General features: G+C 59.2%; 29 protein-coding genes, 3 tRNA genes, 2 rRNA genes and 2 pseudogenes (1 of these 36 running past the window's edge). 21 read left to right on the forward strand and 15 right to left on the reverse strand.

Annotation, left to right across the window (positions count from 1 at the left end):
• The 13 genes from NYE40_RS00555 to NYE40_RS00615 all read left to right on the forward strand — a co-directional run.
• Positions 1-1,486, forward strand: a 23S ribosomal RNA gene (locus NYE40_RS00555); it begins 1,443 nt to the left of the window's first position.
• A gap of 85 nt (positions 1,487-1,571) precedes the next feature.
• Positions 1,572-1,688 (forward strand): 5S ribosomal RNA (gene rrf, locus NYE40_RS00560).
• A 198-nt stretch (positions 1,689-1,886) separates the two neighbouring features.
• Positions 1,887-3,167, forward strand: a complete 1,281-nt coding sequence (locus NYE40_RS00565) for a putative glycoside hydrolase (RefSeq protein ID WP_052333664.1) — start codon at positions 1,887-1,889, stop codon at positions 3,165-3,167.
• 150 nt (positions 3,168-3,317) lie between these two features.
• On the forward strand, positions 3,318-4,775 hold the full coding sequence (gene guaB, locus NYE40_RS00570; protein ID WP_028600738.1) for an IMP dehydrogenase: 1,458 nt from the start codon (positions 3,318-3,320) through the stop codon (positions 4,773-4,775).
• Between the two features lie 176 nt (positions 4,776-4,951).
• Entirely contained in the window at positions 4,952-6,337 is a 1,386-nt protein-coding gene (locus NYE40_RS00575) for a D-alanyl-D-alanine carboxypeptidase family protein (RefSeq protein WP_028600737.1), read from the forward strand.
• 94 nt (positions 6,338-6,431) lie between these two features.
• Positions 6,432-7,316 carry a pyridoxal 5'-phosphate synthase lyase subunit PdxS gene (pdxS, locus tag NYE40_RS00580; protein WP_205621437.1) on the forward strand — a complete coding sequence of 295 codons (885 nt, stop codon included), beginning with the start codon at positions 6,432-6,434 and terminating at the stop codon, positions 7,314-7,316.
• A gap of 7 nt (positions 7,317-7,323) precedes the next feature.
• Positions 7,324-7,920, forward strand: coding sequence for a pyridoxal 5'-phosphate synthase glutaminase subunit PdxT (gene pdxT / locus NYE40_RS00585; RefSeq protein WP_028600735.1), 597 nt, complete (start codon positions 7,324-7,326; stop codon positions 7,918-7,920).
• Positions 7,921-8,000: 80 nt separating this feature from the next.
• On the forward strand, positions 8,001-9,284 hold the full coding sequence (gene serS, locus NYE40_RS00590) for a serine--tRNA ligase (RefSeq protein ID WP_028600734.1): 1,284 nt from the start codon (positions 8,001-8,003) through the stop codon (positions 9,282-9,284).
• A 67-nt stretch (positions 9,285-9,351) separates the two neighbouring features.
• A tRNA-Ser gene (locus NYE40_RS00595) sits at positions 9,352-9,440 on the forward strand.
• Between the two features lie 301 nt (positions 9,441-9,741).
• Positions 9,742-10,089: a hypothetical protein gene (locus tag NYE40_RS00600; RefSeq protein WP_028600733.1), complete on the forward strand. Its 348-nt coding sequence runs from the start codon at positions 9,742-9,744 to the stop codon at positions 10,087-10,089.
• Positions 10,090-10,106: 17 nt separating this feature from the next.
• The gene (locus tag NYE40_RS00605; RefSeq protein ID WP_164820126.1) at positions 10,107-10,283 is read left to right on the forward strand and encodes a hypothetical protein; all 177 of its coding nucleotides are present in this window, start codon (positions 10,107-10,109) and stop codon (positions 10,281-10,283) included.
• Positions 10,284-10,333: 50 nt separating this feature from the next.
• Entirely contained in the window at positions 10,334-10,492 is a 159-nt protein-coding gene (locus NYE40_RS00610) for a small acid-soluble spore protein P (protein ID WP_028600732.1), read from the forward strand.
• 191 nt (positions 10,493-10,683) lie between these two features.
• The gene (locus NYE40_RS00615) at positions 10,684-11,769 is read left to right on the forward strand and encodes a hypothetical protein (RefSeq protein ID WP_339279155.1); all 1,086 of its coding nucleotides are present in this window, start codon (positions 10,684-10,686) and stop codon (positions 11,767-11,769) included.
• Between the two features lie 199 nt (positions 11,770-11,968).
• Here NYE40_RS00615 and NYE40_RS00620 read toward each other — a convergent pair whose 3' ends face one another.
• The 7 genes and pseudogenes from NYE40_RS00620 to NYE40_RS00650 all read right to left on the reverse strand — a co-directional run bounded on the left by NYE40_RS00620 (position 11,969) and on the right by NYE40_RS00650 (position 16,627).
• On the reverse strand, positions 11,969-13,072 hold the full coding sequence (locus NYE40_RS00620) for a hypothetical protein (protein WP_339279156.1): 1,104 nt from the start codon (positions 13,070-13,072) through the stop codon (positions 11,969-11,971).
• 6 nt (positions 13,073-13,078) lie between these two features.
• Complete coding sequence (locus NYE40_RS00625; RefSeq protein WP_339279157.1) at positions 13,079-14,179, reverse strand: SPFH domain-containing protein; 1,101 nt, start codon at positions 14,177-14,179, stop codon at positions 13,079-13,081.
• 130 nt (positions 14,180-14,309) lie between these two features.
• A tRNA-Pro gene (locus NYE40_RS00630) sits at positions 14,310-14,386 on the reverse strand.
• An 84-nt stretch (positions 14,387-14,470) separates the two neighbouring features.
• On the reverse strand, positions 14,471-14,848 hold the full coding sequence (locus tag NYE40_RS00635) for a PH domain-containing protein (RefSeq protein WP_028600729.1): 378 nt from the start codon (positions 14,846-14,848) through the stop codon (positions 14,471-14,473).
• An 84-nt stretch (positions 14,849-14,932) separates the two neighbouring features.
• A pseudogene (locus tag NYE40_RS00640) lies at positions 14,933-15,895 on the reverse strand (ATP-binding cassette domain-containing protein); the annotation flags it as partial.
• Entirely contained in the window at positions 15,894-16,193 is a 300-nt protein-coding gene (locus tag NYE40_RS00645) for a hypothetical protein (RefSeq protein ID WP_339279158.1), read from the reverse strand. The pseudogene NYE40_RS00640 and the gene NYE40_RS00645, both read right to left, overlap by 2 nt.
• Positions 16,194-16,204: 11 nt before the next feature.
• Complete coding sequence (locus NYE40_RS00650; RefSeq protein WP_339279159.1) at positions 16,205-16,627, reverse strand: hypothetical protein; 423 nt, start codon at positions 16,625-16,627, stop codon at positions 16,205-16,207.
• An 80-nt stretch (positions 16,628-16,707) separates the two neighbouring features.
• On the opposite strand from NYE40_RS00650, the gene NYE40_RS00655 reads away from it, so the two are divergent.
• Complete coding sequence (locus NYE40_RS00655; protein WP_339279160.1) at positions 16,708-17,511, forward strand: hypothetical protein; 804 nt, start codon at positions 16,708-16,710, stop codon at positions 17,509-17,511.
• Here the strand turns inward: NYE40_RS00655 and NYE40_RS00660 are convergent.
• From NYE40_RS00660 to NYE40_RS00670, 3 genes and pseudogenes are all read right to left on the reverse strand, one after another.
• Positions 17,508-17,744: a hypothetical protein gene (locus NYE40_RS00660; protein ID WP_339279161.1), complete on the reverse strand. Its 237-nt coding sequence runs from the start codon at positions 17,742-17,744 to the stop codon at positions 17,508-17,510. The genes NYE40_RS00655 and NYE40_RS00660 overlap by 4 nt on opposite strands.
• 191 nt (positions 17,745-17,935) lie before the next feature.
• Positions 17,936-18,963, reverse strand: a pseudogene (locus NYE40_RS00665) (IS110 family transposase).
• A 150-nt stretch (positions 18,964-19,113) separates the two neighbouring features.
• Positions 19,114-19,677: a hypothetical protein gene (locus NYE40_RS00670; RefSeq protein WP_339279162.1), complete on the reverse strand. Its 564-nt coding sequence runs from the start codon at positions 19,675-19,677 to the stop codon at positions 19,114-19,116.
• A gap of 6 nt (positions 19,678-19,683) precedes the next feature.
• Between NYE40_RS00670 and NYE40_RS00675 the strand changes: the two genes are divergently transcribed.
• Genes NYE40_RS00675 through NYE40_RS00685 form a run of 3 tightly spaced genes read left to right on the forward strand, consistent with a single transcriptional unit; the run spans position 19,684 to position 21,147 of the window.
• Complete coding sequence (locus NYE40_RS00675; RefSeq protein WP_339279163.1) at positions 19,684-20,064, forward strand: hypothetical protein; 381 nt, start codon at positions 19,684-19,686, stop codon at positions 20,062-20,064.
• Positions 20,061-20,285 carry a phage holin family protein gene (locus NYE40_RS00680; RefSeq protein ID WP_339279164.1) on the forward strand — a complete coding sequence of 75 codons (225 nt, stop codon included), beginning with the start codon at positions 20,061-20,063 and terminating at the stop codon, positions 20,283-20,285. The genes NYE40_RS00675 and NYE40_RS00680 overlap by 4 nt, the downstream gene beginning before the upstream one ends.
• Positions 20,272-21,147 (forward strand): N-acetylmuramoyl-L-alanine amidase, encoded by an 876-nt coding sequence (locus NYE40_RS00685; protein ID WP_339279165.1) that lies wholly within the window; start codon positions 20,272-20,274, stop codon positions 21,145-21,147. The genes NYE40_RS00680 and NYE40_RS00685 overlap by 14 nt, the downstream gene beginning before the upstream one ends.
• A 289-nt stretch (positions 21,148-21,436) precedes the next feature.
• Here the strand turns inward: NYE40_RS00685 and NYE40_RS00690 are convergent, their stop codons facing one another.
• Positions 21,437-21,682 carry a hypothetical protein gene (locus NYE40_RS00690; protein WP_339279166.1) on the reverse strand — a complete coding sequence of 82 codons (246 nt, stop codon included), beginning with the start codon at positions 21,680-21,682 and terminating at the stop codon, positions 21,437-21,439.
• A 483-nt stretch (positions 21,683-22,165) separates the two neighbouring features.
• Positions 22,166-22,378 carry a helix-turn-helix transcriptional regulator gene (locus NYE40_RS00695; RefSeq protein ID WP_339279167.1) on the reverse strand — a complete coding sequence of 71 codons (213 nt, stop codon included), beginning with the start codon at positions 22,376-22,378 and terminating at the stop codon, positions 22,166-22,168.
• 60 nt (positions 22,379-22,438) lie between these two features.
• On the opposite strand from NYE40_RS00695, the gene NYE40_RS00700 reads away from it, so the two are divergent.
• A complete protein-coding gene (locus NYE40_RS00700; protein WP_339279168.1) occupies positions 22,439-22,624 on the forward strand; it encodes a hypothetical protein in 186 nt (61 codons plus the stop codon).
• 85 nt (positions 22,625-22,709) lie between these two features.
• Here the strand turns inward: NYE40_RS00700 and NYE40_RS00705 are convergent.
• Positions 22,710-22,786, reverse strand: a tRNA-Arg gene (locus NYE40_RS00705).
• A gap of 75 nt (positions 22,787-22,861) precedes the next feature.
• Positions 22,862-23,080, reverse strand: a complete 219-nt coding sequence (locus NYE40_RS00710; RefSeq protein ID WP_028600727.1) for a hypothetical protein — start codon at positions 23,078-23,080, stop codon at positions 22,862-22,864.
• A gap of 135 nt (positions 23,081-23,215) precedes the next feature.
• On the opposite strand from NYE40_RS00710, the gene NYE40_RS00715 reads away from it, so the two are divergent.
• The 3 genes from NYE40_RS00715 (at position 23,216) to NYE40_RS00725 (ending at position 25,077) form a co-directional block, all read left to right on the forward strand.
• Entirely contained in the window at positions 23,216-23,608 is a 393-nt protein-coding gene (locus NYE40_RS00715) for a GntR family transcriptional regulator (protein ID WP_339279169.1), read from the forward strand.
• Positions 23,605-24,711, forward strand: coding sequence for a DUF5808 domain-containing protein (locus NYE40_RS00720; RefSeq protein ID WP_339279170.1), 1,107 nt, complete (start codon positions 23,605-23,607; stop codon positions 24,709-24,711). Before NYE40_RS00715 ends, NYE40_RS00720 begins: the two co-directional genes overlap by 4 nt.
• A 174-nt stretch (positions 24,712-24,885) precedes the next feature.
• Positions 24,886-25,077 (forward strand): aspartyl-phosphate phosphatase Spo0E family protein, encoded by a 192-nt coding sequence (locus NYE40_RS00725; protein WP_028600724.1) that lies wholly within the window; start codon positions 24,886-24,888, stop codon positions 25,075-25,077.
• A 57-nt stretch (positions 25,078-25,134) separates the two neighbouring features.
• Here the strand turns inward: NYE40_RS00725 and tadA are convergent, their stop codons facing one another.
• Positions 25,135-25,617: a tRNA adenosine(34) deaminase TadA gene (tadA, locus tag NYE40_RS00730; RefSeq protein WP_339279171.1), complete on the reverse strand. Its 483-nt coding sequence runs from the start codon at positions 25,615-25,617 to the stop codon at positions 25,135-25,137.
• Positions 25,618-25,921: the final 304 nt, after the last annotated feature.

The following is a 25,921-nucleotide window of genomic DNA, read 5'->3' on the forward strand; positions in this document are numbered from 1 at the left end:
TGTACCACCGTAAGCCGTTATGAGCAATGGAGTGACGCAGAAGGGTAGTGACGCGGACCGATGGATGTGTCCGTCCAAGCAGTGAGGCTGGTTTGTTGGCAAATCCGCAAACCGTAAGGCTGGGCTGTGATGGGGAGGGAAACTTACAGTACCGAAGGTCATGATCTCCAGCTGCCAAGAAAAGCTTCTAGCCAGGCGAAGGTGCCCGTACCGCAAACCGACACAGGTAGGCGAGCAGAGCATGCTAAGGCGCGCGGAGTAACTCTCGTTAAGGAACTCGGCAACATGACCCCGTAACTTCGGGAGAAGGGGTGCCTCGGTAGGGTGAATAGCCCGAGGGGGCCGCAGTGAAAAGGCCCAAGCGACTGTTTAGCAAAAACACAGGTCTGTGCGAAGCCGTAAGGCGAAGTATACGGGCTGACGCCTGCCCGGTGCTGGAAGGTTAAGGGGAGCGGTTAGGGGTAACCCGAAGCTGTGAACCGAAGCCCCAGTAAACGGCGGCCGTAACTATAACGGTCCTAAGGTAGCGAAATTCCTTGTCAGGTAAATTCTGACCCGCACGAATGGCGTAACGACTTGGGCGCTGTCTCAACGAGAGATCCGGTGAAATTTTACTACCTGTGAAGATGCAGGTTACCCGCGACAAGACGGAAAGACCCCATGGAGCTTTACTGCAGCTTGATATTGGACTTTGGTACGATCTGTACAGGATAGGTGGGAGCCTAGGAAGCCGGAGCGCCAGCTTCGGTGGAGGCGCCGTTGGGATACCACCCTGATCGTATCGGAGTTCTAACCTGTCACCGTGAAACCGGTGAAGGGACCGTGTCAGGCGGGCAGTTTGACTGGGGCGGTCGCCTCCTAAAATGTAACGGAGGCGCCCAAAGGTTCCCTCAGAATGGTTGGAAATCATTCGAAGCGTGCAAAGGCATAAGGGAGCTTGACTGCGAGACCAACAAGTCGAGCAGGGACGAAAGTCGGGCTTAGTGATCCGGTGGTACCGAATGGAAGGGCCATCGCTCAACGGATAAAAGCTACCCTGGGGATAACAGGCTTATCTCCCCCAAGAGTCCACATCGACGGGGAGGTTTGGCACCTCGATGTCGGCTCATCGCATCCTGGGGCTGAAGTAGGTCCCAAGGGTTGGGCTGTTCGCCCATTAAAGCGGTACGCGAGCTGGGTTCAGAACGTCGTGAGACAGTTCGGTCCCTATCTGTCGTGGGCGTAGGAAATTTGAGAGGAGCTGTCCTTAGTACGAGAGGACCGGGATGGACGTACCGCTGGTGTACCAGTTGTTCCGCCAGGAGCACCGCTGGGTAGCTACGTACGGACGGGATAAGCGCTGAAAGCATCTAAGCGCGAAGCCCCCCTCAAGATGAGATTTCCCAGTATGTAAGACCCCTGGAAGACGACCAGGTCGATAGGCTCGAGGTGGAAGCGCGGCAACGTGTGCAGCTGACGAGTACTAATCGGTCGAGGGCTTATCCTATTCAAGCAAGAACCAGCCGGTCAGCACGGCATTTCGTTCGATCCAGTTTTCAGGGCGCAAGCCTACGCCTTGAGCAAGCAGGACGTTTGGTGGCGATGGCGGAAGGGAACCACGCGTACCCATCCCGAACACGACCGTTAAGCCTTCCAGCGCCGATGGTACTTGGACCGCAGGGTCCTGGGAGAGTAGGACGTCGCCAAGCACTTGCAATCACGAGCCGCCGCATCTTCGGATGCGGCGGCTTTTTGCATTTGGGGCATAAACCGGAACGGGACGAACCAAGCATGCCTTCGTTCCGACCTGAACTTGTTGCCATCATTTTCTGGAGCTGGAGCAATGGGGTTTTTAAAGGGAATAAAGTCCATACTACGTTCACCGATGGGTTCAAGGAGGGAGCGTCATGCAAAAGGGCCGCAGGAAAGGCCGGGAAATTGGACTGGCAGCCGCTGCTGCGCTGCTGATGGCCAGCTGCTCGCAAGGGGGGCTGGATGGAACCAGTCCTGAGAAAGAGCAGGGTCGGCCCAATAGCGTGCCGTCTGTTCTGGAACGAAACGCGCAAGGTGCGGCCGTACCTTCTTCGTTGCCTGGCGTCTGGCGAGCTTCGCCCCCGGCGGACGTAGAGCTGGCGGCAGCGGTCGAGACGCCGGCCCGAGCGTCTGCGACAAAGCGGGAAGAGCCGGTAAGAGGCATCTATGTGTCCGGCTACGCCGCAGGCAGCAGACGGGCGATGGGGCGTTTGATGGAGCTGGTCGCCCGCACCGAGCTGAATGCGATGGTCATCGACATCAAGGATGACTACGGCTTGATGACCTATGCTTCCCAGGTCAAGCTAGCGAAGCGGCTAGGCACCGACAGCAGGCCGTTGATCGACGATCCGAAAGCGCTGGTCGAGCAGCTGCATCGAGCCGGCGTGTATGTCATCGGGCGGCAGGTCGTATTCAAGGACGCGCTGCTGGCGAGCAAAGTGCCCGATTGGGCGATTCACCAGAAGAACGGGAAGGTGTGGCGGGACGCGAAGCGCAAGGCTTGGATCAATCCTCACCGCAAGGAAGTATGGAGCTACAACATCGCTATCGCCAAGGAAGCGGCCGAGCTTGGATTCGACGAGATTCAGTTCGACTATGTCCGCTTCCCCGCCAACGGCGCTGCGACGGAGGCGAAGCTCGACTACGGAGCCGGCGCGGGAGCGAAGAGCGAGGCGATCGGCGCTTTTCTCGGACAAGCCGCGGATGCGATCCATCGCACAGGAGCGAAGGTTTCGGCCGATGTTTTTGGACTCGTGACCTCTTCCCCGGACGATATGGGCATCGGCCAGTCCTGGCGCACCGTCGCTTCGCGCGTGGACTCGATCTCGCCGATGGTGTATCCTTCCCATTATTCGCCGGGGATGTACGGCATCGCAGAGCCGGACCTGAGTCCATTCGAAGTCATTCATAAAGCGATGACGGATGCTTCGGCGCGCAACCGCCATCTGCTGCAAGGAGGGACGCAGCCGGCTGCGATCCGTCCTTGGCTGCAGAGCTTTACGGCGACCTGGCTTCATCCGCACCGGGTGTACGGAGAGGCGGAGCTGCGGGAGCAGATTCGCGCAGCGCAGGATGCGGGCGTCAAGGAGTATCTGCTCTGGAGTCCGAAATGCCTGTATCCGATGCCGGCCAAGCCGGCCGGAGCCTCCTCCTAAAGGCTCGCGAAAACGGTCCGAATCGGTGCCGGAAAGGCTTGAAAATCCTTATGAAAGCAGGATTTTCCTTGCCTTGACAGCCCTAGACCCCTCTGCTAAGATGGTCAATAATATATTCGGCAAGCCATAAGAATTAGGAGGAAATCATTCGTGTGGGAAACGAAATTCGCTAAGGAAGGCCTTACCTTCGACGATGTTCTGCTTGTCCCCCGCCGCTCGGAAGTGCTTCCTCGGGAAGTGGAGATCGGTACGCGACTGAGCGAGTCAGTCAAGCTCAACATTCCGCTCATCAGCGCGGGCATGGACACCGTGACGGAGGCGGCGCTCGCGATCGCGCTGGCTCGCGAGGGCGGCATCGGCATCATTCATAAGAACATGAGCGTGGCCCAGCAGGCGGAAGAGGTCGATCGGGTCAAGCGGTCCGAGAGCGGCGTCATCACCAATCCGTTCTCCCTGACGCCGGAGCATCATGTCTATGACGCCGAGGAGCTTATGGGCAAATACCGGATCTCGGGCGTTCCTATCGTCGATGATGCAGGCAAGCTGGTCGGCATCCTGACGAACCGCGACCTTCGATTCGTACACGATTACTCCATGAAGATCAGCGACGTCATGACGCGCGAGGAGCTGGTCACCGCTCCGGTCGGCACGACGCTGCAGGAGGCCGAGGTGCTGCTGCAGAAGCATAAGATCGAGAAGCTGCCGCTCGTCGACGAGACGAACACGCTCAAGGGCCTCATCACGATCAAGGACATCGAGAAGGCGATCCAGTTCCCGAAAGCGGCAAAGGACAAGCAAGGACGGCTGCTCTGCGGAGCCGCGATCGGCGTATCCAAGGATTCGCTGGAGCGCGCAGAAGCCCTCGTCAAGGCGGGGATCGACGTGCTGGTCGTAGACTCCGCGCACGGTCATCATATCAATATCATCGAGATGGTCCGCACGCTCAGAGGCCAATATCCGGAGCTGACGATCATCGCGGGCAACGTGGCGACCGGCGAGGCGACGCGCGACCTGATCGAAGCAGGCGCCTCTGTCGTCAAGGTCGGCATCGGACCCGGCTCGATCTGCACGACCCGCGTCATCGCCGGCATCGGCGTGCCGCAGATCACGGCGATCTATGACTGCGCGACGGTTGCCCGCGAATATGGAGTGCCGGTCATCGCAGACGGCGGCATCAAATATTCCGGCGACATCACCAAGGCGATCGCCGCTGGAGCGAGCGCGATCATGATCGGCAGCCTGTTCGCCGGAACGGAAGAAAGCCCGGGCGAATCGGAGATTTATCAAGGCCGCCGGTTCAAGGTCTATCGCGGCATGGGCTCGCTCGGCGCGATGAAGGAAGGCAGCAAGGACCGCTATTTCCAAGAGAACGAGAACAAGCTCGTGCCGGAAGGCATCGAAGGGCGTCTCCCGTACAAGGGACCTCTGGCCGATACGGTCCATCAGCTGATCGGCGGCCTGCGCGCGGGCATGGGCTATTGCGGTACGGCGACGATCGAGGAGCTGAAGAACGACACGTCGTTCATCCGCATCACGGGCGCCGGTCTGCGCGAGAGCCATCCGCATGATGTCCAGATCACCAAGGAAGCTCCGAACTACTCGCTCTAAGCGAGAGGAAGCTCGCCGGAACCGCTTCTTCTACAACGGCAGGCCGCCAGCGCGGCCTGTTTTTTTGCGTCTTGCGGGATCGAGGGGCCGTAGGGCGAAGCAAAAACATCCCCTGTCTCGTTGACGGTATGGTACAATAAGGGCTGGACAAACCCATGTGAAGGAGAGAATAAACGTTGAAAGCAAGATTGGCTCCGGCGCTCGCAAAGCCGGTCATCTCCGCTATCATGGCGGCCTCCCTGCTCGCAGGATCCTGCGCGGCGACTTCGACGATTCCAGCTGCCTATGCGGCAGCGACTACCAATACGGCAACGAACGCGGCGTCCGCAGCCGATGCGCCCGCAGCCACCGCGCCTGCAACGATTCCAAGCTATCCGGACAAGAACCCGAGCTCGAATCCGCTTGATCTGGCGGTGAGCGCCGCGATCGTCATCGACGCGGACACGGGGCAGCTGCTGTACAGCTACAACATCGACAAGCCGCTCCCGCCGGCGAGCATGACCAAGATGATGACCGAGTACATGGTGCTCAAGGCGATCAAGGAAGGCAAGCTCAGCTGGGAGCAGGAGGTTTCCGTCAGCAAGGAAGCGGCAAGCACGCCGGCAGACGGCTCGCAGATCTACCTGGCCGAAGGCGATACGCATACGGTCAAGGAGCTTTATACGGCGATGTCCGTCGCTTCGGCCAACGATGCTACGGTCGCGCTGGCGACGCAGCTCGGCGGCAGCGAGGCGGGCTTCGTGGAGATGATGAACGCCACGGCGCAGGAGATCGGACTGACGACGGCGACCTTCACCAGCTCGACCGGCCTGCTCGATACGACTCTGATCGCAGCCAAGGACACGGCCAAGCTGGCGATGACGATCCTCAAGGAGCATCCGGAGTTTCTGGACTATTCCAAGATTCCTTCCATCAAGTTCCGCGAGCGGGACGACAAGCCGATGATCAACAACGACTGGATGCTCGAGGGCAACAAGGGCAATGCGAACTTTGCCCAGTATACGTATGACGGAGTGGACGGCATGAAGACGGGCTACCTGAGCGCGGCCGGCTATTGCTTCACCGGCACCGTCAAGCGCGGCGACACGCGTCTGATCAGCGTCGTATACGGCACCAAGAACAAGGGCAAGCGGTTCCTCGAGACGCGCAAGCTTTACGACTGGGCGTTCACCAACCTGGAGCGCAAGACGATCGTGCAGCCCAAGTCCGTCGTAGAATCGGCCGAAACGGTTAAACTAGCCAAAGGCAAGAGCAAGACCGTAGCGATCGCGACCGAATCGGATTTCTCGCTCATGGTCAAGAAGGGCTCGACGCCGCAGGCGGTCGTATCCTCGACGAGCCTGCCGGCGGACGGAGAGCTCGTCGCGCCGGTCAAGGTCGGACAGAAGATCGGCACCGTCACGTACGAGTTCAAGGATCCGGAGTCCGGCTCGGTCGTGACGAAGCAGCTCAATCTGGTCGCGACTGAGGACGTCGAGAAGGCGGGCTGGTTCTCGCTCATGATGCGCGGCATCGGAGAGTTCTTCTCCGGCTTGTTCAAAGGCATCGTGAATTTGTTTTAAGATGTTGTCCCGCCAAGGGGAATGATGATAGAATTTGGGATAATCATGCTCGGATAATCCGCTCGGATTGATCAGACTATAGGAGGAAATGGGAATGTTGGAGACAGGTACATCGCGCGTCAAGCGCGGCATGGCAGAAATGCAAAAAGGCGGCGTCATCATGGACGTCATGAATGCGGAGCAAGCGAAAATCGCGGAGGCGGCCGGCGCTACGGCGGTCATGGCGCTTGAGCGCGTGCCTTCCGATATCCGCGCGGCCGGCGGCGTCGCCCGCATGGCGGATCCGACCGTCCTTGAGGAAGTCATGAAGGTCGTCTCCATCCCGGTCATGGCCAAAGCCCGTATCGGTCACTACGTCGAGGCGCGCGTGCTGGAAGCGCTGGGAGCGGACTACATCGACGAGAGCGAAGTGCTCACGCCTGCCGATGAGGTGTTCCACATCGACAAGCGCGAATTCACCGTGCCGTTCGTATGCGGCGCCAAGGATCTGGGCGAGGCGCTTCGCCGCATCCAGGAAGGCGCGTCCATGATGCGCACGAAGGGCGAGCCGGGAACGGGCAACATCGTCGAAGCCGTGCGTCATATGCGCCTGATCACGGGCCAGATCCGCAAGGTGCAAAGCCTGTCCAAGGACGAGTTGTACGCGGAAGCGAAAAATCTCGGCGTGCCGTACGAGCTGCTGCTGAACGTGCATGAGACGGGCAAGCTGCCGGTCGTCAACTTCGCCGCTGGCGGCGTAGCGACGCCATCCGATGCCGCCCTCATGATGCATCTGGGCGCAGACGGCGTCTTCGTCGGCTCCGGCATCTTCAAGTCCGACAATCCGGAGCGCTTCGCCCGCGCGATCGTCGAGGCGACGACCCACTACACCGACTACAAGCTGATCGCGGAAGTGTCCAAAAACCTGGGCGCGCCGATGAAAGGCATCGAGATCTCCAAGCTGGCGTCGCATGAGCGCATGTCCGACCGCGGCTGGTAATCGCTTCATGGCCCCTAAAATTGGCGTCCTGGCGCTGCAAGGCGCTGTGGCCGAGCATATCCACAGCCTTCAGTCCGCCGGAGCGGAGGCCGTTCCGGTCAAGCGTCCGGAAGAGCTGGAGGCGCTGGACGGACTGGTCATTCCTGGCGGCGAGAGCACGACAATCGGCAAGCTGATGCGCAAGTACGGCTTCATCGAGGCGATCCGGCAGTTCCATGCCCAGGGCAAGCCCTTGTTCGGCACCTGCGCGGGGCTGATCGTCCTCGCCAAGGAAATCGAAGGCGGCGAGGAGGCCCATCTCGGCCTCATGGACATGACGGTCGTCCGCAACGCCTTCGGCCGTCAGCGGGAAAGCTTCGAGACGGAGCTCGACATCAAGGGCATCGACGAGCCGATTCGCGCCGTATTCATCCGCGCGCCGCTGATCGGCCGCGTCGGTCCAGGCGTGGACGTGCTTTCGGTATACAAAGACGAAATCGTCGCGGCCCGCGAAGGCTCGCTGCTCGCAGCGTCGTTCCATCCGGAGCTGACCGACGATTACCGGCTGCATGCCTACTTCGCGGACATGGTCCGTGAGGCGGCAGCGGCCAAGACGCAAGCATAACAAAGGAAGCGACAGGGCGAACGGGCTGACCGTCCGCCCTTCCTTCCGTTATTTCCCCATAAAGAAAGGTGAGACGTCTCGTGCTGGATCTCAAACTGCTTCGCAACGAATACGACCGCGTCGCTCAGGCCTTGAACGACCGCAAAAAGCCGCTGGAGCTGATCAGCGCCTTCCCCGAGCTGGATGCCAAGCGCCGCTCGATCATCCAGGAAGGCGAAACGCTCAAGGCCCGCCGCAACACGGTGTCCCAGGAAGTGGCCAAGCTCAAGAAAAGCGGCGGCGACGCCGAAGCGCTGATCATCGAGATGCGCGAGGTCGGCGACCGGATCAAGGAGCTGGACGAAGAGCTGCGCGTTCTCGACGAGGAGATGGAAGCGATCGTGCTGGCCGTGCCGAACTTGCCGCATGAATCGGTGCCGGTCGGCGGAGGCGAGGAAGACAACGTCGAGATCCGCCGTCATGGGGAGCCGGCAGCGCTGGACTTCGAGCCGAAGGCCCACTGGGATCTCGCCGAGAGCCTTGGGCTGCTCGACTTCGAGCGCGCCGCCAAGGTGACGGGCTCCCGCTTCGTGTTCTACACGGGTCTCGGGGCGCGGCTCGAGCGCGCGCTGCTCAACTTCATGATGGATCTGCACAGCGACCAGCACGGCTATTCCGAAGTGCTGCCGCCGCAGATCGTCAACCGCGACAGCCTCGTGGGCACCGGCCAGCTGCCGAAGTTCGAGGAGGATCTGTTCAAGCTGACGGACAGCGACTACTACCTCATTCCGACGGCGGAGGTATCGGTGACGAACCTTCACCGCGAGGAGATTCTGACGGCCGAGGAGCTGCCGAAGCGCTTCGTCGCGTTCAGCGCCTGCTTCCGCAGCGAGGCGGGAGCGGCCGGACGCGATACGCGCGGCCTGATCCGCCAGCATCAGTTCAACAAGGTCGAGCTGGTCAAGCTCGCCAAGCCCGAGGAGTCGTACGACGAGCTTGAGTCGATGACGCAAAATGCCGAGCGCGTCCTGCAGCTGCTCGGCCTGCCTTATCGCGTGCTGCAGCTGTGCACGGGCGACATGGGCTTTTCCGCGGCGAAGACGTACGATCTGGAGGTGTGGCTGCCGAGCGCCGGCACGTACCGCGAGATCTCGTCGTGCTCCAACTGCGAGGACTTCCAGGCGCGCCGGGCCGGCATCCGGTTCCGCCGCGACGCCAAGAGCAAGCCGGAGTTCGTGCATACGCTCAACGGCTCGGGCCTCGCGGTCGGCCGTACGGTCGCAGCCGTGCTGGAGAACTACCAGCAAGCGGACGGCACGATCGTCGTGCCGGAGGTGCTCCGTTCTTACATGGGCGGCATCGAAAAGATCGGTCCGCGCGGCTAGCTTTCCGTTCGGGGCCGGTTGCCTGAGACAAGTGCCCTATGGTACAATGCTCGGGTAACTGCCTTGAGGAGAGATACCGAAGCGGTCATAACGGGGCGGTCTTGAAAACCGTTAGGGTGCAAGCCCACGTGGGTTCGAATCCCACTCTCTCCGCCATACGGAAAAATCGACCGATCCCTGAAGAGGGATCGGTTTTTTGCGTAGGGCGAGGTGGGATTCGAACGGGCCGTAAAGCAAACACATCGTGTTTGTAGGCCCAGGCGTGATAGGAGCATGATCAGTGCCGGTTAGGCGCTGTGCGACGGAGCGAATCCCACTCTCTCCGCCATACGGAAAAATCGACCGATCCCTGAAGAGGGATCGGTTTTTTGCATAAATGGAGCGGCGGTTCCAGCACCCGCCAAGCATAGAAACCTTGATCCGGTCGCACCCTAGGGAATGGAGGTGGAAGGCGACCATGAGCAAAGTTGACGAGCTGAAGCTGGATCAGGCCCGGCTGGCGCAGGCCTGGCGGGAGACGCTGCCGACGGTCTTGAACGAGACCGATCGCTGCGAGGTATTCGAGGACGAGGCGGATGACCGCTCGCTCCGCGTTACGATTTACGGGGCAGGGCATCAGATGTATTCGTACGACTTCAAGGTGACCTATGTGGACAGCCGCGAGGTGGAGATCAGCCTCATTGATGTGGACGAAGCCAAAAAGACGATCGACGAGCGCAAGGAGCTCGTGCAGCAGCAGGTGGCCGACTATCGCCGCCATCTGCATGAATGCGCGCAGGCTCTGCATCGCCTGACCAAAGCGTAGCGGGAGGAGAGCGAGCGATGACCAAAAATAAAAGCGCCGTGGACAAGAACCTGCAGAACGTCGTGAAGGATCTGGAGCAGGAGCCGGTCAACGCTCATCATGCGAACCAGCTTCAGCGGCAGACCGAGGATCGGCGCCACCAGGACCATCTGAACCATGAAAACGAAACCGACCTGGATCATCCGCTGAGCTGAGCCGCTCGGTTTGATTCCATTCACAATGCACGAAAGGAGGAGACGCGCGCATGAGCAAGCCAGACAGCATTCCTGTCCCGAACCCCGACGAGGACCGCAAGGCCTCCCGCCAGGGGCATGATCATGGACAGCCGCAGCAGCCTCTTTCCGGCAGCAAGAAGGTCAAAAACCGGAATCATGTCGATCATCATAATCCGGAAGGCGGCTGACCGACTGACCCCGCGATCGGATTGGAGCCGTTTCCCTTTTGAGGGGAGCGGCTTTATTTGCTATACTGGAGGTTATTCGTATCGCGAAAAGCAGGCCGTCTTGTTCTCGCTCTTATTCAACGGCCGCGGGCGATGGTAGAATACAGAGAGTCGGTTCACGAGCATGGGAATGAGATAGAGGAGGAAATGCATTGAAGTTCATGACACGCCCCTTGAAGCTTGCCGCTGCCGGGCTCGGCGCTGCCGCGCTGCTCGCGGTCGCCGGCTGCACGGGGGAAGAGGCTTCGCCGAAGGCGGAGCTGGAGCAGGCGCTTGCCGGGCTGAGCGCGGCTGGCTCGTACGCGTTCCAGTCGACCGCGACGTTCAAGGAGCTTCAGCTGCCGCAGCCGGCCGCCGATGAGCCGGCGAAGCCGGAGGGCCAGCCGGATCTGTCGGGCTTGATGGCGGAGCTGGCCAAGGGGATGACGATTCAGATGGACGGCATCTACCAGCGGGAGCCGATGCGGACAGACGCGACCGTCAAGCTGACGCTGCCGTCGGCGCCGATGGAGCTGACGCTGCCGATGATCATGACGGGCGATAAGGTATACATCCAGGTGCCGGATCTCATCCCGTCGGAGCTGGCCGGCAAGTACGTCGTCATTGATGCCGACAAGCTCGCCAGCGAGAAGGGCGAGCCGATGCAGAAGCTCGATCCGTCGGTCCAGCAGCGGCTCATGCTGGAGGCGGGAGCGGCTTTCATGAAGCCGTTCGAGGAGAAGACCTACTTCAAGAGCCTGAAGCCGGAGGAAGCGAATCTGCCCCAAGGGCTGGAGGCGGACTCTATCGTGCAGTTCCAGGCGGACGGCGCGAGCGGCGAGCAGGCGATGGCCGTCGTGGCCGAGCAGGCGCTGCCGGCGGTGCTCGACGTCGTGCTGGCGAACGAAGCCTATCTGCAGGCGCTCGGCCTGGACAGGGCCGAGGCCGAGGCGAGCCGCAAGGAGCTGGCCGATCCGAACTCCGAGCTGTTCAAGCAGCTGCGCGAGCAGCTCAAGCTGGAGCAGGTCAAGCTCATCGGCGCGATCAAGGACGGCAAGCTGGCTTACCAGAGCCTGGACCTGAACGTCTCCTACACGGATCCGCGGGGCGCGGCCTCGTTCAAGGCCGTTCTGAGCAGCGCGACGACGTACAGCAAGCTGAATGAGCCGGCCGCGTTCACGCAGGAGATTCCCGCGGACGCGCAGCCGGTCGACAAGCTCGCCGAAGCGCTCGGCGCGGCGGCCCCTCCAACCCGCTGATAGCGGCATCGCCATCCGCGGGTGCCGGTTCGTTGCCGGTTCGTTCAGCCGAAACCGGAGCCCTCCTTGGCCCAAGAACACACAAAGAAGCGTCTGCCCTCCGGAGAGGGCGGGCGCTTCTTTGCGGTCCGCAGCGGATGCGGATCGGCGCAGCTGCGCCGAATGGGAACGAAGAGGCCGGATACGATTCGAACCGGAGCTAACCTTGCTGCTGCATGACGAACCACGCGATGGCGGCGGCGACCGCCAGGCAGGCGAGCGTGAAGAAGCCGATCTTCCACGGGCTGCGCGGCGCCTCGCCGGAGACGAGGCCGGTCTGGCCGTTGACCATGAAGCGGAACGGCTTGCCGCGGTACGTATAGGCGGCGTTCCAGACCGGGAGCAGCAGATGCTTGTAGGTGCGGCCCGCCACCTGGGTGCCGATGGTCAGGCCGCTGATCTCGTCGCCGCCGATCTCTGAGCGGATGTCGTCCTCCAGCATGGCGTCGATGCGCCGGCGGGCCCGCTCCCAGCCTTGGTCGCGGCCGACCGAATAGCGCTCGGCGATGTACCCGCTCAAGTAGTCGGGCTTGTAGCCGAGCAGGCCGTCCAGCCGGAAGTTGCCGAGCCGGTCGAGCAGCTGCGCGTCATAATGGCCGGATGCGGGAATGAGCACGTCGTTGAAGAAGCGGTCGTAATGGCCGCTGACCGACCTCCATACCGTGTAGCGCTCCGTCTCCGTATACGTCTGCGTCTTGCCGTCGACAACCCGCGTCCGCGTGACCGAGCGGTAGTGGTAGTCGCCGCGCCGCGCGCTGTAGGAGGAGGCGGTGTCGGCGTCGTAGGTCCAGTAGGGAATGTAGATGCCGGAGAGCTGGACCGCCGTGTTTTCTTTTTTGAAGGCGTTCGGCAGGAACCAGCGCTTCTTCTTCCAGGCGCGGAAGGATGCGGCCGCGTCGTCCCTGTCGATGCGGAAGGGAATGAGCGACTCGGGGCGGATCAGCTGCTCCTGCGCATGCGGGAGCACCTTGGGCGAGCCGCAGAACGGACAGATCGCCGCCGTCTGCTGCGCCGGGATCAAGCTCTCGCCGCCGCAGCTGCCGCAGCGCACCGCGACCTGCTCGAGGCCCCAGTCCGTCGGGGCGCCGTCCTCGTCGCCGTCCAGCGCATGCTCGATCGGCGCCGAACCGTCCGCCTCGATGTCCTGCAGCCGGCCGCAGTAGGCGCATTTGAGCTGCTGCGTGTCGGCGTCGAACAGCATCGGACCGCCGCAGCTCGAGCAGGGGAAGCGGATCGCGTCCTTGGCGATGGCTTGCTCCTCCATGGCGCGCTACACCTTGGTCCCGCAGTTCGAGCAGAACTTCGCGCCGGGAGCGAGCGGCTGCCCGCATTCGGAGCAGAACTTCTTGGCCGTCGCCTCCGGAGTGGCGGCGGAGCGGTCCGCAGGCGCGCCGCCTGCCGGCGCTTCGCCGCCGCGTGCGGGCTGGCCGCCGGACGGCGGGCCGTCGCTGCGCGCGGCCGCTCCGGCTGCGCCTGGCGCGGAGGCCGCCGCGTTGTCCGCGGCTGCGGGCTCGCCCTGTCCGGCGAGCGCCCGTCCGAGCGCCTGGCCCATCGCCATGCCGGCGCCGAGGCCGATGCCGGCTCCCGCGTCGCCGCCGGGATTGTTCGCCGCTTCGCGCACCGCTTCGGCGGACTGGTACTTGAGGTAGGTGTCGAGATTGCCGACGACGCCCATCGACGAGCGGCGGTCGACGGCCTTTTCCACCTCCTCGGGGAGAGACAGGTTCTCCACCGTGAGCGCCGTCAGGCTGAGGCCCATGGCGGCGAAGCGGGGCTGCAGCTTCGCGGCGGCCGTCTGGCCGAGCTCGTCGTAGGAGGCGGCGAGGTCGATCGCGGGAATGCGGGATTCGCCGAGCAGGTCGCTGACGCCGGAGACGATGAGCGACTTGAGGTAGCCGGCGATCGACTCGGCCGAGAAGCTCGCCTGCGTGCCGAAGATCTCCTTCAGGAACAGCGCCGGATCGCCGACGCGCAGCGCATACGTGCCGTAGCCGCGCAGGCGCACCATGCCGAACTCGGCGTCGCGCATCAGCACCGGATTCGTCGTGCCCCACTTGAGCTGGGTGAAATTGCGCGTGCTGACGAAGTAGACATCCGCCTTGAACGGCGAGTTGAAGCCGTATTTCCACGAGCGCAGCGCCGTCAGCACCGGCAGGTTCTGCGTGCTCAGCGTGTAGGTGCCGGGGCCGAACACATCGGCGATCTGGCCTTCGTTGACGAAGATCGCGGCCTGGGATTCGCGTACGACGAGCTTCGCGCCCATTTTGATCGCATTGTCGTAGACGGGGAAGCGGTAGACCATGTCTCCCGTGCCGTCCAGCCACTCGATGACCTCGATGAATTGCCCTTTGAGAAAGTCGAAAATGCCCATATCCGTCCGCCTTTCTATGCTGAGTCTATGGTTCTATTATAAACTTCCGGTCCGGAACATACGACGCCTGGCGGAAAAAGGATGCAAAAAGCCCCGCTGTCGGCGACAGCGGGGCGGTATCGAAGAAATATGGTCGAGACGACAGGATTTGAACCTGCGACCTCTTGCTCCCGAAGCAAGCGCTCTACCAAGCTGAGCCACGTCTCGAAAACATCAATTTAGCATAAATGATAATATCACAACGCGAAAAAGCTGTAAAGAAAAAAGAGCCCCGCCAAGGAGGCTCTCCGTTCACTTGCAGACGAATTCGGCCAGCACGCTCTGCAGCTCGTAAATGTTGAGCGATTTGTTGAACGTCTTGGTGACGGGGCTCGGGTTCCCCGACACCCAGAATTTCAGCTCCGCGTCCAGATCGAAATGACCGGCAGTCTCGATGGAGAAATGCGTGATGCTCTTGTACGCATACGAGTGATACTCCGTCTTTTTGCCGGTAAGGCCCTGCTTGTCGACCAGAATGAGCCGACGATCGGTGAAGATGAACATGTCGCGGATTAGCTTGTAGCCCTTCTCGACCCGCTCGTTGCGGGCGAGCATATGCTGGAACTCCCGCTGCACATCGGCCGGATTCAGCTCGGATGCATTGCCCATCAATCCGTCAAACAACCCCATGCCGCCACTTCCTCTCAAGTCGATGCTTCCTACTCCTTATAACGGAAGGGACGCCTCGATATTCCAGATCAAGGAGAAAAAAGCTTACAGCTCGATCGTTTTCGTCGCGACCGCCCGGCTGAACTCGCGGTCATGCTCGACGAACAGCAGCGTCGGGTCATGCTCGAGCAGCAGCTCCTCGATCTGCATGCGGGAGATGACGTCGATGAAGTTGAGCGCCTCATCCCACACATGCAGATGCGCCGGCTCGCACAGGCTGCGCGCGATCAGCACCTTCTTCTTCTGCCCGCCGCTGTAGGACGAGATATCCTTGTCGAACTGCGTGCGGGCGAAGTCGAGCTTGCGCAGGATCGCCTTGAACAAGCTCTCGTCGATGCCCCAGGAGCGGGCGTAGCTCGTCAGATCGCCCTGCAGACGGGAGGTGTCCTGCGACACATAGGAGATCTTCAGCTGGCTGCCGATGCGGAGCGCGCCTTCATGGGGCACGGGCTCGCCGCAGACGAGCCGCAGCAGGCTCGACTTGCCGGACCCGTTGCGGCCTGTGATGGCGGCGCGGTCCCCCTGCCCGATGTCGAAGCGCACGCCGGAGCACACCGCCTGGCCGCCGTAGCGGATCGACAGGTCGACGGCCTCGACGAGCCGGTCGCGATGATAGCTCAGCTGCGACAGGCTCAGGCTGTCGGCGCTCTCGACGTTTTTGAGCAGCTTCGCCTTCTCGTCCGCGGACGACTGCCGCCGCCGCTCCGCCGTCAGGGAGCGCTTCATCATCTTGGCGGCCTTGTGGCCGACATAGCCCTTGTCGAGCTTGGAGCCGGAGTTCGTCGTGCCGTTTTTGCTCTTCTCCACCGCATGCGACCATTCCCGCGTCCGGCGGGAAGCGTCGGTCAGGCGCTTGATCTCCTTCTGCAGCTTTTCGTTCTCTCCGAGCTCGAACTGGTCCTCGCGCTGCTTGTTCTCCCACCACGAGGAGAAGCTGCCCTTCTGGACGTCGATCTTGTTCTTCTGGATGGAGAGGACATGGTCGATGCAGTTGTCCAGGAAGGCCCTACCCAATCAGGTACGCCTCGTCGATTAGCCTCTTCCAGCCGCGGCCGGACGCCTTGACCCGGCAGGCCGAACGGCAGAACGGGCACTCCTCGATCTTGCCGTGCCGGAGCCCGTAGCTGTGGTGCTCGAGCTTGCAGTGCGTGCAGTAGGCGATCTGCTGCCTGCCCTCCCGGGTGGTAAAGAGGTACCGGCTGCTGGCCAGCACCTCGTCCGTGCAGTAATCTCGGATCTCATCGCTGATGTCGGAGGGGAAATGCCGCATGAACTCCAACTCGTCGAATCGGCTGCTCTTGGGCATGACACGTACCCCTACCCGAGCAGCGCGTCGAAGTCGAAGTCTTCATCCTCTTCGACCTCTGGCGCCGGCGGCTCAACGGGCTCCGGAACAGGTGCTGCTGCCGATGGCGTCTCCGGCTTGGCCTCAGCGGGCGGAGATGCAGGCGCCGGGGTAGCCGCTGGCGGCACAGGCTCGGCGAAGTACTTGACGACGATCGCAAAGCCATCCGCATCCGAGAGCACGGCCATGTTGCCGACCTGTTGCTTCTCGGCGATCTTGCGCATGCTGTCTAGGCTGCGCGTGATGGACTTGCTCTCGGCCAGGACGTGGACGGCGAAGCTCGGGTCAGCCTCCAGGTGCTGCAGCAGGAACTCGCCGACAACCTTCACGTAGCCGTTGTTATTGGAGCTGGCCATCTCGGCCTTGATCTTCTCAACCGCTTTATCGAGACTCATTTAGATCACTCATTTCTCTTATTTACTTTGAAATCTTTATGAAATAAAATGATAAACAAATTGTCGGAGGGGGTTAGCATATGGATAAAGAAGTAACTAAGCTCAAGGCTGGACTTGTAATGCCGATAGCTTCCATTGACAATTGCGGACCAGACCATTGGATTGACGTAAAGTCAATAATTGTGGAAGCACTTACAGATATCGAAGGTTACGAATTTGAATCAAAATTAGTAAGTGAATCTGATAGTAGCGGGTTAATTCATAAGCGGATTGTTCAAGGTCTTTATAATTCAGATATTATTATTTGTGATGTAAGCTGCAAAAATCCAAATGTTATGTTTGAATTAGGAATGCGTCTTGCATTTGATAAACCAACTGTCATCATAAAGGATGATAAAACAAACTATTCCTTTGATACTGGTGGAATAGAACATCTCGAGTACCCAAGAGATTTACGCTTTTCAAAAATAGTTGATTTTAAAGCTTCATTATTAAGAAAAGTAATTGCAACCTATGAGGATGCTAAAAATAATCCGGGTCATTCTCCATTTCTAAAAAGCTTTGGTGAATTTAAAGTTGTAAAGCTTGATGAAACAGAAGTAACGCCAATGGATTTAGTACTTGATCGTTTGAGTGAACTTCAAAATGATGTTAATAAAATAAAAATTAGCGTACCGAGAAAAATTTTAAAGCCGAATCATGAGAAATTAGTCGAGGATTTACTTCTAAAGTATTTAGATGTTACACCTGCTGGAGAAGTAAATAGCAAAGATGCATTTACCTTCGTTCAAAACCATCTCGAAGAGAAATCAATCGGAATCCCAAATAGCATACTTAGAAATGGTATTATTGAAATTTTAAATAAATTGGGTTATTTCCATTAGTCCTTCTGGTAAAACTCGCACTCGAACCCTGCCGCCGCCAGCGGCAGCTCTGGCGCCCAGTCGATCGGCTCTCCCATGAGAGCCGTAACCCGCTCCAGCAGCCCGTCGTCGCCGGTTGCGTCGATGACCACCTCGTCGTGCACGTGCATGACGATCTCCAGCCCCGCACGATCGAGCCGCCGCAGTATCTCCGCCAGGCAGTCCCGCGCGATCGCCTGCACCAAGTTCTCCACCAGCCGACCGCCGTAGGTCCGCTGCTTCTCCCACTTTTTTTTACGAAAATGGACTTCTTCGAGTTACCCCAGAGTCAGTCGTGCAGTGGCACCATCAACCCAGCTCAAGGGAAAAACGGCAATAGGATGTCCGAGGCGGCTGATTATGCTTTTGGCCGTCCCTGATTGAAAAACCGTATTCGTAGAGTCGTTCAGGAGGCTTCTTCAGGTTGAATGAGAGGCGGAACATCATACCCTAAGGATTGAAGCTGTCGAATCAACCGCTTCGCTTTGGAATCTCGAACGAGCGTATCCAAATAATCCTCGCCAAGATCGTGGTAAGGCTCTTGTCGAAGCAGCAAGTGATACACAATCGTGAGCTTTTTATGAGCGATCGCAATCAGGGCTTTCTTCTTCCCTCGTCTTGCTGCGAGTTTCCAGAACGTTGAAGATAGGTATGTTCGTTTGGTTCGAGAAGCAGCCCATGCACATTCCACCAAGACGGATTTAACGTGAGGATTTCCACTGGAAATGCGGGATGATTTCTTCTTTCCGGCGCTTTCGTTGTTTCCCGGAGAAAGTCCGGCCCAAGAAGCAAGGTGCTTCTCCGAATGAAACTGGAGCATATCCGCCCCAATCTCGGCCAAGATGGACGCCGCGGAAGTCGAATCGATGCCAGGTATGGAGCGAATGAGCTCGACCTCTAGTCGATAGGGTTCGAGGTGAGCGTCGATCTTGGCATCAAACCGGGCGAGGGATTGCTCGACGTACATGAGATGCTCCCACGACTCTTGGAGGAGAAAACGATGGTTCGCGGACAACGTGCCGTTCAGCGCATCCATGAGCTGAGGGAGCTTTTTCTTGATCGAGCCTTTGACGAGCGACGCTACGGTTTCTTGGTTTAAGCAGCCATCGGCCATAATCGAATGGAGCAAGGCTCGCCCTGACACACCGAACACATCGGAGATGATGCGCTGGGCATTGGCGAGCTTGATGTCCATGGTCTCCTCCAGCATATGGTACACGGGCTTCCAATAGAGGCCGGTGCTTTCCATCGCGACATGCTCGCACTCTGTGCTGCGGTTAGCCACTCCAGCAGCTCATGCAGCCCCTTGGACATGGTGGAGAAGGTGCGGATTTCTTTCGTTGGTCTGCGATCGAGCGGACCGGTGAGCAGGCAAGCAACAACGGTATTGCGGTGAACGTCCAGTCCGCAGCAGCGTTCTAAAATAGCGTCCATAGCAAAAATCCCTCCAGCAAGTAGTGGAGGGACAGACAGGTCGATGAGAGGCAGAATTTTTTTACAAGTGCTCATCACAAAAGGGATGGCGACAATGGAATGTGCTCATGACGACCACAAAACGGTTTTTTGCACGGGGATATACCACCATTAAAAACCACGTATTTCTCTGCCCCTCTTAAACCTAGCTTTGACAAGTAGAAGAGATTTTAGACAGCCGAAGTAAAGATCCACTTTTTCATGGATGGATTGTGAACGGAACGGACATGAATGTTTTTTGACTTGATCCATGCCCCAGAAGCTCAGGCACTCCTTCTCAAACGGATCCTTGCCCGGAGGGCGAATCGTCTCTATCTGCACTTGCGGCTGTACGTAGGCAAGGCTGCGGCCGCTCGGCAGATCCGCAAACAGGATGCCGCCGGCGTAACGGTACTGGACGCCGTGCTTCAGCTTGACGGTCGTCTTCTGCGTCACCGCCCGCACCGCCGCTTCCTCTGCCGCATACCACAGCTTCCGGATGTTGGGATTGGCATCGCACCATTGCCGCACGAGCCGCGGATACTCCTCCGGGTCGATTCCCCGCTTACTGTCCATCGCCTCGAGCGCGCCGGCGCCGCCCTGGAAGCCGCACGCGAGCTCCGCCACTTTTCCGAACGGCCGGTATTTGTAGTTGTCATGCCCTTTCACGATCGTCTCGAGCGGGACGCCGAACATCAGGGCATGGTTCCGCGCATCTTTCCTTCATCGGATTCTATTACGATAAAACGAAAGCAGTTTATTTGGCTTGATGCTGCGAACGCGAATGAGATCAAGCAGATTAACCATATGCTCATGCCTGGAGAGGAACTGACGCTTCGCCTCAATGGCGGCTTCACGTTTCGGACAACGGGAAATTTTGATTTCGGGGGCGCTGATTATTTTGCCGCCAATGACAAGGACATCCTGACATTTATCGTGATGGATATCGGCGTTACGAAGAAACTTTACCTCAAGAGTTATCAGGGATTCAAGCCGGCCGCGATGAAAACAGTGAACAGCCAAGTCACATCAATTGATGTGAAAGGCACCAATCAGATTAATTTGCTGTTGCCAGCAAGTTGAACAATAACAAGTCTGGCCAGACGCCGCGCGTGCCCAACTGGAGCATCGTCTACGCCGTCACGGCGGTCGCCGTGCTGCTGACCTGCCTGTTGCTCGGCTGGAGCGTCGAGGGCGTTATCCAAGGCGTCCTGTGCGGCGCCGTGTCCGTCTACGGCAACCAGCTTGTGAAGCAGACCCGCGAGGCGGTCGCCGGCGAGGAGGGCCAGCATGGACCTCAATAAGTATCCGATCGAGCGCAGATACATCGACCGGCGCCCCAATGTAAGGCCAGGCACCCGGCTCGTAACCGGCAGCCCGGCCTTTTTTGTTGCTCACGACACCGGCAACCCGGGCGCGACGGCCGACGCCCATTACCGCTATTTCGACCGCCAGACGGAGCGGACCGCTTCGGCCCATGTGTTCATCGACGACAAGCGCATCTTGGAGATCATCCCGACCGGGACCGGCGCGGATCCGGCGGAGCGGGCCTACCATGTCGTCCGCTCGGTCAAGACGAACAACGAGCTGTACGGCTACGACGCCAACCATGCTGCACTTGGCATCGAGCTGTGCTTCGGCGGCTCGATCGTCTTTGCCGCGGCCTATGCTCGGCTTGTTTGGTACCTCGCGCTGTGCTGCGCGCGCTGGGACAAGACGCCGTCCACGCACATTGTTAGCCACCGGCAGCTGGATCCGACCCGCAAGCGGGATATCGACCAGGCACTCGCGGCCGGCGGCAAGACGCTCGGTGACCTGATCCGCGACGTCACCGCAGAGATGGCGACGGCCGTGCGCCCGGCGCCTTCGATGGCCAAGCTGCCGGCAGACGTGCGGGACCATGTCATCGTCTCGTACATCCAGCCGGCGCGGCATGCGGCCCTGCAGCATGGGCTCCGCGAGGAGGCTGCGCATTACGAGCGTCTGGCGGCCAACGTCCGCGCCGCGGCGGCTGGCGAAGGGCTGCCCAAGAGCAACGCGCAGGAGATCATCTACTCCTGGCTGTCGCCGGCCTGGTTCGCGGCCAAGGAGTCGGGGCGCGACTCGAGTAGGTACAATCAGATGGCCAACGCGTTTCGCGTCTGCGCCGGGATCCCATTAAACTAATCTCAGCTTGTCCTCTTGAACCATTGCATTTCTTTACAAGCTTCCCTCATAATAGAAACAGGTAAATTATGTGTGAGGTGAGAGAATGGGACCAGCTTTGGACAAATTGTTGATACCAGCTTTTATTGTTGGGGTAGGTGCTGCATAGGTTTATAGGATCACCAATAGCAAAAAGGTAAAGCTAGTTGCTAATACCCCAGCTGGCAACTATGGAGTTGAGTTTGAAGGGTTTCGCGAAAAGTAGTATTGAAAATCCCCCACCAGCCGCGAAGGCCAATGGAGGATTTTTTTATATCAGCATGTTCGAGATTTTTCCGAAATCGTCTTTATCTGCTTGGAGATACACATCGGATTCCTGTCTATCGACGAGACAAGTGACGCCGGCCAGCGAAGTGCCCTTCTTCCGTCCGCCGATGGCGCCGCCAGCGATCAAACTGATTCCGCCTGTGAGCAGTCCGCCGACGATCGCTCCTGACGACTCGGCATGCGCGCCAGTACGGACGGAACTGGAGAGAACTTCAAAAGAACTCTTCAATAGTTGCTACATTCTAGGCCAAAAAAAGAGAGATAGGGAGTAAACGGGAGAAATTTTTAGGAATACTGAGAAAAATGGGTTCTGGCACTTTGAAAAGGCTGATTTGGCGAAATTAAAAATATATATCGACTAATTAAACAGACAAAATCGGGAGCGTACGAGACTTTTTTTGTTGAAGAACTCAAATTATGGCCCATTCTTTTTCGTACACATTCATTTTTTATTTTGTAACGAATTCTGAAATTCACGGAATACGGCTGTTTTTGGACTTTGCTCATAATGACTGCGAGCACTATAATTTGGAGGACAGTAAGATATCAATATTTATCCCGATAAATGGAACCGTGCTATAAATTACAAAAAATAATGGTAAGGGATTCGACAGCATCTGCTGTTGGATTTTGGTACGCTACCACCACAGACCAGTTAGAACATTTTGTTCTAGTTTGTGCCGAGGGAGGTGCGGTATCTCACCGCAACTTACTATTTAATATCCCATTCGTAAAGGTCGTCCATTTTGCAACCAAGCAGCATCGACGCCGTTTTCAGGTCTTCTGGTTTCATGACCCGCTCGTCATTGCAAAAATACGATATTGTCCTTTGGGATCGGCCAGATCGACGGGCGTATTCTGATTGGTTCCAGCCCCGCTTGTCGATCAGGTCGGATAGTAAGCATCTCCCTCGGGAGATGTTCAAGATCGCTGTCCCCTTTCAACAGATTCTTTCCAAATTATACTACAAAGCAGGGGGTCCTCCATGACAACACATGAAATTGTTTACGCAAGCATGCCTTCGAAGGAACATGCCGAGATCTGGGCACGCGCAGCTGTCAAAGTAATGGGGATCGAGCTGCCTGCGCGCATTCGAGTGAAGTCCTCAACCGCTGAATTCGAATTTATCCTCAAAAAAGCAGATGACCCCAAGCAAGTGACCCCAGATTGACCCCACGAGCAAAAACCAGTCCAGAAGGTCCACTCTGTGATAAAAGAAAAACCCTTGCTCCGCAAGGGTTTGAGGTTGAATATAATGGCGCGCCCGATACGATTCGAACGTACGACCTGCAGTTTAGGAAACTGTTGCTCTATCCTGCTGAGCTACGGGCGCGCATCAGAACCAATATAGCACGCTTCCGCCGGACGATGCAACCGCGCTCCGCGCTTTGCGCCATCGCCGCCAGCTTCAGGAGGAGAGGATGAGATGCGGCCCCCGCAGGCTGCGCCGGCGGACGGCGACCGGATAGACGACGCCACCGCAGGTGCGGAATCCGGTGCGGAAGACGTAGTGTCCTTCGCCTGCCGGCTGCAGCCGGCCGCTGTCTAGGCAATACACCCATCCTTCGAAGCTGCCGGCCGCTTCGGGACGCCGGTCGCGTCCGCCCGATCTGGTCCGATCCGTCACGGCTTTCCTCCTTCCGAATTCTGCTCGATGCTCCATTGTATGAGGAGGGACAAGCCGCTAGAACGATGGGTTGCGGTATGCATTGAATATCTGTTATACTTCATATATAACAAGTGGAATGAGGGGTGATTCTCGATGATCGTCACGCTCGACTACGAGTCCGAGCTGCCGCTGTATAGCCAGCTGTACGACGAGATCGTACGGGGCATCGCGGACGGCTCTCTGACTTCAGGCGACAGCCTGCCGTCCGTACGCAGCCTCGCCGGTGACCTGAGCATCAATCTGCATACGGTCAACAAGACGTACCAGCGGCTCAAGCAGGAAGGCTACGTGCAGATCCATCGCCAGAAGGGCGCAGTCGTGCAGCCGCTCGGCTCCGTGCCGGCGACGCCGGAATTCCGGGCCATGATGAGCCGGCAGCTGCGCTCCTTGGCCGCCGAGTCGGTCTGCCGCAGCATGGAGGAGGAGGAATTCGTCGAGCAATGCCGCTCGGCGTATCGCAGCTTGAAGGGAGAGGATCGATCATGACGAATGAACTCGCCACATGGCTCGTGCTGGGGGGGACCTATGCCCTCACGACGGGCGCTACGCTGCTGCAGCCGTCGCTGGCGCCGAGCAACATCCTGTTCGGCGTGGCGCTGCCGGCCGGACGAGAAAGCGATCCCGAGGTGCTTCGCTTGAAACGCAGCTACCGCTCCGGCGTCTTCGGCCTGTCGGCGCTCATCGCCGCCATCGCGGCCGCCCTCGCCGTGCTGAACGGCGGCGGCTCCGAGGAGGAATTGAGCGTCTGGACGAGCGCGCTGCCGGTAGCCGCCTTGCTGCTGCAGCTCGCGGCGGCCGGAGGCTGGTTCGTGCTCAGCCACGGCAGGGCGACGCGGCTCAAGGAGGAGCGGGGCTGGGCGGAGGAGGAGGAGAGCCGGGGGGCGGCCGACCTGACGATCCGCAGCCGGCAGAGGCTTGCGTATCCGCTGCTTTGGTTCCTGCCGCATCTGCTCGTCATCGCCATCTCCGCCGGAGCGGCGGCGCTCTTTTACGACCGGATCGTCGATCCCGTCATCCTGCACTACAACGCTCAGGGCTTGCCGGACCGGATCGAGCCGAAGTCGCCGGGAGCGGTGTTCGGGCTGAATCTCGCGCAGCTCACCGTGCTGGCGACGTTCCTGTTCGCGAACTATACGATCGGCGCGGCGCGGCTCAGGCTCGCCCCGGGGGCGCCGCAGGAGCACCGCGACCAGCAGGTCCGCTACCGCCGCGGCATGTCGATGCTTATGCTGCTGCTCGGCCTCGGCATCCTCGTTTTCATGGGCGCGACCCAAGCGTTCATGCTGTACGGCAGCGGAGGGCAGGATGGCGTCTGGATCGGCGTGATCGGCCTCGTGCCGCTGCTGCTCGCCGGCGGTTCGGCATTCGGCATGATGCGGCTCGGCCGCGGCCGCCGGGATGCCCCGGTTCCCGGCGAGGATGCCAATTGGAAGCTAGGCGCCTTTTACTGGAATCGGAACGACGCGTCCGTGTTCGTGGAGAAGCGGTCCGGCATCGGATTCACGCTCAACTGGGCCCATCCGTTTGCGTGGCTGTTCCTCCTCGCACTGATTGTTCTGATCATCGTGATCCCGAGAGTTGTGGGATAAAAGTCCTATAAATTAGGTAAATAGATCGAAAATCTCTCTGCCATTGTCGATTATTTCGCTCATTTTCTTGGAAACCGTCGACAAGTTCCTACAAACAAGCTCCCGCCATACGGGGTATAATAAGAGCTACATGACGAGGGGCGACCCGAGGCGAGGAGCGTAGCTGGGCCATTGATGGAAAAAAAGGAAATGCTGGAGCGCTTGCAGGATCTGAGGAAGAAGCTGTACGAGGCGGCCGAGGCGAAAGGAAGCCTGACGGATCCGGTGGTGCTCGCGATCAGCGAGGAAGCGGATGGCTTGATCGTGGAACTCCAGCAGCGTCAACGTGAGCAGAGACTGGAAAAGCAGATGAAAAAAGGCCTCTGACCGGGGAGAGCGAAGGTGGGATTCCGTCGCTCGGATCGGCAGAGGCCTTTGTTGCGCTTACGAGGGGCTTGATTTTTTTATTTGGCGCAGCCGCCGGAAAAAATCGGTCAGCAGAGAGGCGCATTCTTCCTGCAGGACGCCCGACAAGAGCGCCGCCTCATGATTGAAGCGCGGCTCCTGCAGCAGGTTCATCAGCGTGCCGGCGCAGCCGGCCTTCGGATCCGGCGTTCCGTAGACGACGCGTGGCACCCTTCCTTGCACGATCGCTCCGGCGCACATCGGGCAAGGCTCCAGCGTGACGTACAGCGTGCATTCCAGCAGCCGCCACGCGCCGAGCGCCTCGCTCGCCTCGCGGATCGCCAGCATTTCGGCATGGGCGGTCGGATCGAGCCCGGTCTCGCGGCGGTTGAAGCCCCGGCCGATGATCTCTCCTCCGCGCACGACGACCGCGCCGATCGGCACTTCTCCGATCGCTTCGGCCTTGCGGGCCTCGGCAATCGCTTCCCTCATCCAGCGCTCGTCTTCTTCTCGATGCTGCAAGCTTTCATCCCTGCCTTGCTGCGGCCGCCAGCGGCCGCGTAAAGTTTTGGCTCCATTGTGCCTGATCCGCCGCCGCAATGCAACTCCGCCCGATTATGCACAACAATTGTGGAAAAGCCTCCTCAAGCTTTCCAAGACTCGAAACGAGCGCCGCAAGCGCGAATCGGGATCGTCATAATTTGTCGAATTATGCCCCGAACAAACATTCTTTTGTTAACATGTTGTGCACAAGATTGTGGATAACGATAAATTGTTTGAATCTTCTTTCCATCTATCCACGACTCCCCTGTGGAAAACGCCGTAA

This window comes from Paenibacillus sp. FSL W8-1187 (assembly GCF_037965485.1).
GTDB lineage: Bacteria > Bacillota > Bacilli > Paenibacillales > Paenibacillaceae > Paenibacillus_O > Paenibacillus_O pasadenensis.

Excerpts from the sequence above, each read along its gene's own strand:
- NYE40_RS00650 (WP_339279159.1), bottom strand. The coding sequence starts at position 16,627 with ATGAGTCTCGATAAAGCGGTTGAGAAGATCAAGGCCGAGATGGCCAGC.
- NYE40_RS00670 (WP_339279162.1), bottom strand. The coding sequence starts at position 19,677 with ATGTTCGGCGTCCCGCTCGAGACGATCGTGAAAGGGCATGACAACTAC.
- NYE40_RS00715 (WP_339279169.1), top strand. The coding sequence starts at position 23,216 with ATGATCGTCACGCTCGACTACGAGTCCGAGCTGCCGCTGTATAGCCAG.
- NYE40_RS00725 (WP_028600724.1), top strand. The coding sequence starts at position 24,886 with ATGGAAAAAAAGGAAATGCTGGAGCGCTTGCAGGATCTGAGGAAGAAG.
- NYE40_RS00605 (WP_164820126.1), top strand. The coding sequence starts at position 10,107 with ATGACCAAAAATAAAAGCGCCGTGGACAAGAACCTGCAGAACGTCGTG.
- NYE40_RS00700 (WP_339279168.1), top strand. The coding sequence starts at position 22,439 with ATGACAACACATGAAATTGTTTACGCAAGCATGCCTTCGAAGGAACAT.
- NYE40_RS00625 (WP_339279157.1), bottom strand. The coding sequence starts at position 14,179 with ATGGGCATTTTCGACTTTCTCAAAGGGCAATTCATCGAGGTCATCGAG.
- NYE40_RS00655 (WP_339279160.1), top strand. The coding sequence starts at position 16,708 with ATGGATAAAGAAGTAACTAAGCTCAAGGCTGGACTTGTAATGCCGATA.
- NYE40_RS00685 (WP_339279165.1), top strand. The coding sequence starts at position 20,272 with ATGGACCTCAATAAGTATCCGATCGAGCGCAGATACATCGACCGGCGC.
- NYE40_RS00675 (WP_339279163.1), top strand. The coding sequence starts at position 19,684 with ATGGTTCCGCGCATCTTTCCTTCATCGGATTCTATTACGATAAAACGA.
- pdxS (WP_205621437.1), top strand. The coding sequence starts at position 6,432 with ATGTTGGAGACAGGTACATCGCGCGTCAAGCGCGGCATGGCAGAAATG.
- NYE40_RS00620 (WP_339279156.1), bottom strand. The coding sequence starts at position 13,072 with ATGGAGGAGCAAGCCATCGCCAAGGACGCGATCCGCTTCCCCTGCTCG.
- NYE40_RS00635 (WP_028600729.1), bottom strand. The coding sequence starts at position 14,848 with ATGGGGTTGTTTGACGGATTGATGGGCAATGCATCCGAGCTGAATCCG.
- NYE40_RS00610 (WP_028600732.1), top strand. The coding sequence starts at position 10,334 with ATGAGCAAGCCAGACAGCATTCCTGTCCCGAACCCCGACGAGGACCGC.
- NYE40_RS00565 (WP_052333664.1), top strand. The coding sequence starts at position 1,887 with ATGCAAAAGGGCCGCAGGAAAGGCCGGGAAATTGGACTGGCAGCCGCT.
- pdxT (WP_028600735.1), top strand. The coding sequence starts at position 7,324 with ATGGCCCCTAAAATTGGCGTCCTGGCGCTGCAAGGCGCTGTGGCCGAG.
- NYE40_RS00720 (WP_339279170.1), top strand. The coding sequence starts at position 23,605 with ATGACGAATGAACTCGCCACATGGCTCGTGCTGGGGGGGACCTATGCC.
- NYE40_RS00645 (WP_339279158.1), bottom strand. The coding sequence starts at position 16,193 with ATGCCCAAGAGCAGCCGATTCGACGAGTTGGAGTTCATGCGGCATTTC.
- NYE40_RS00600 (WP_028600733.1), top strand. The coding sequence starts at position 9,742 with ATGAGCAAAGTTGACGAGCTGAAGCTGGATCAGGCCCGGCTGGCGCAG.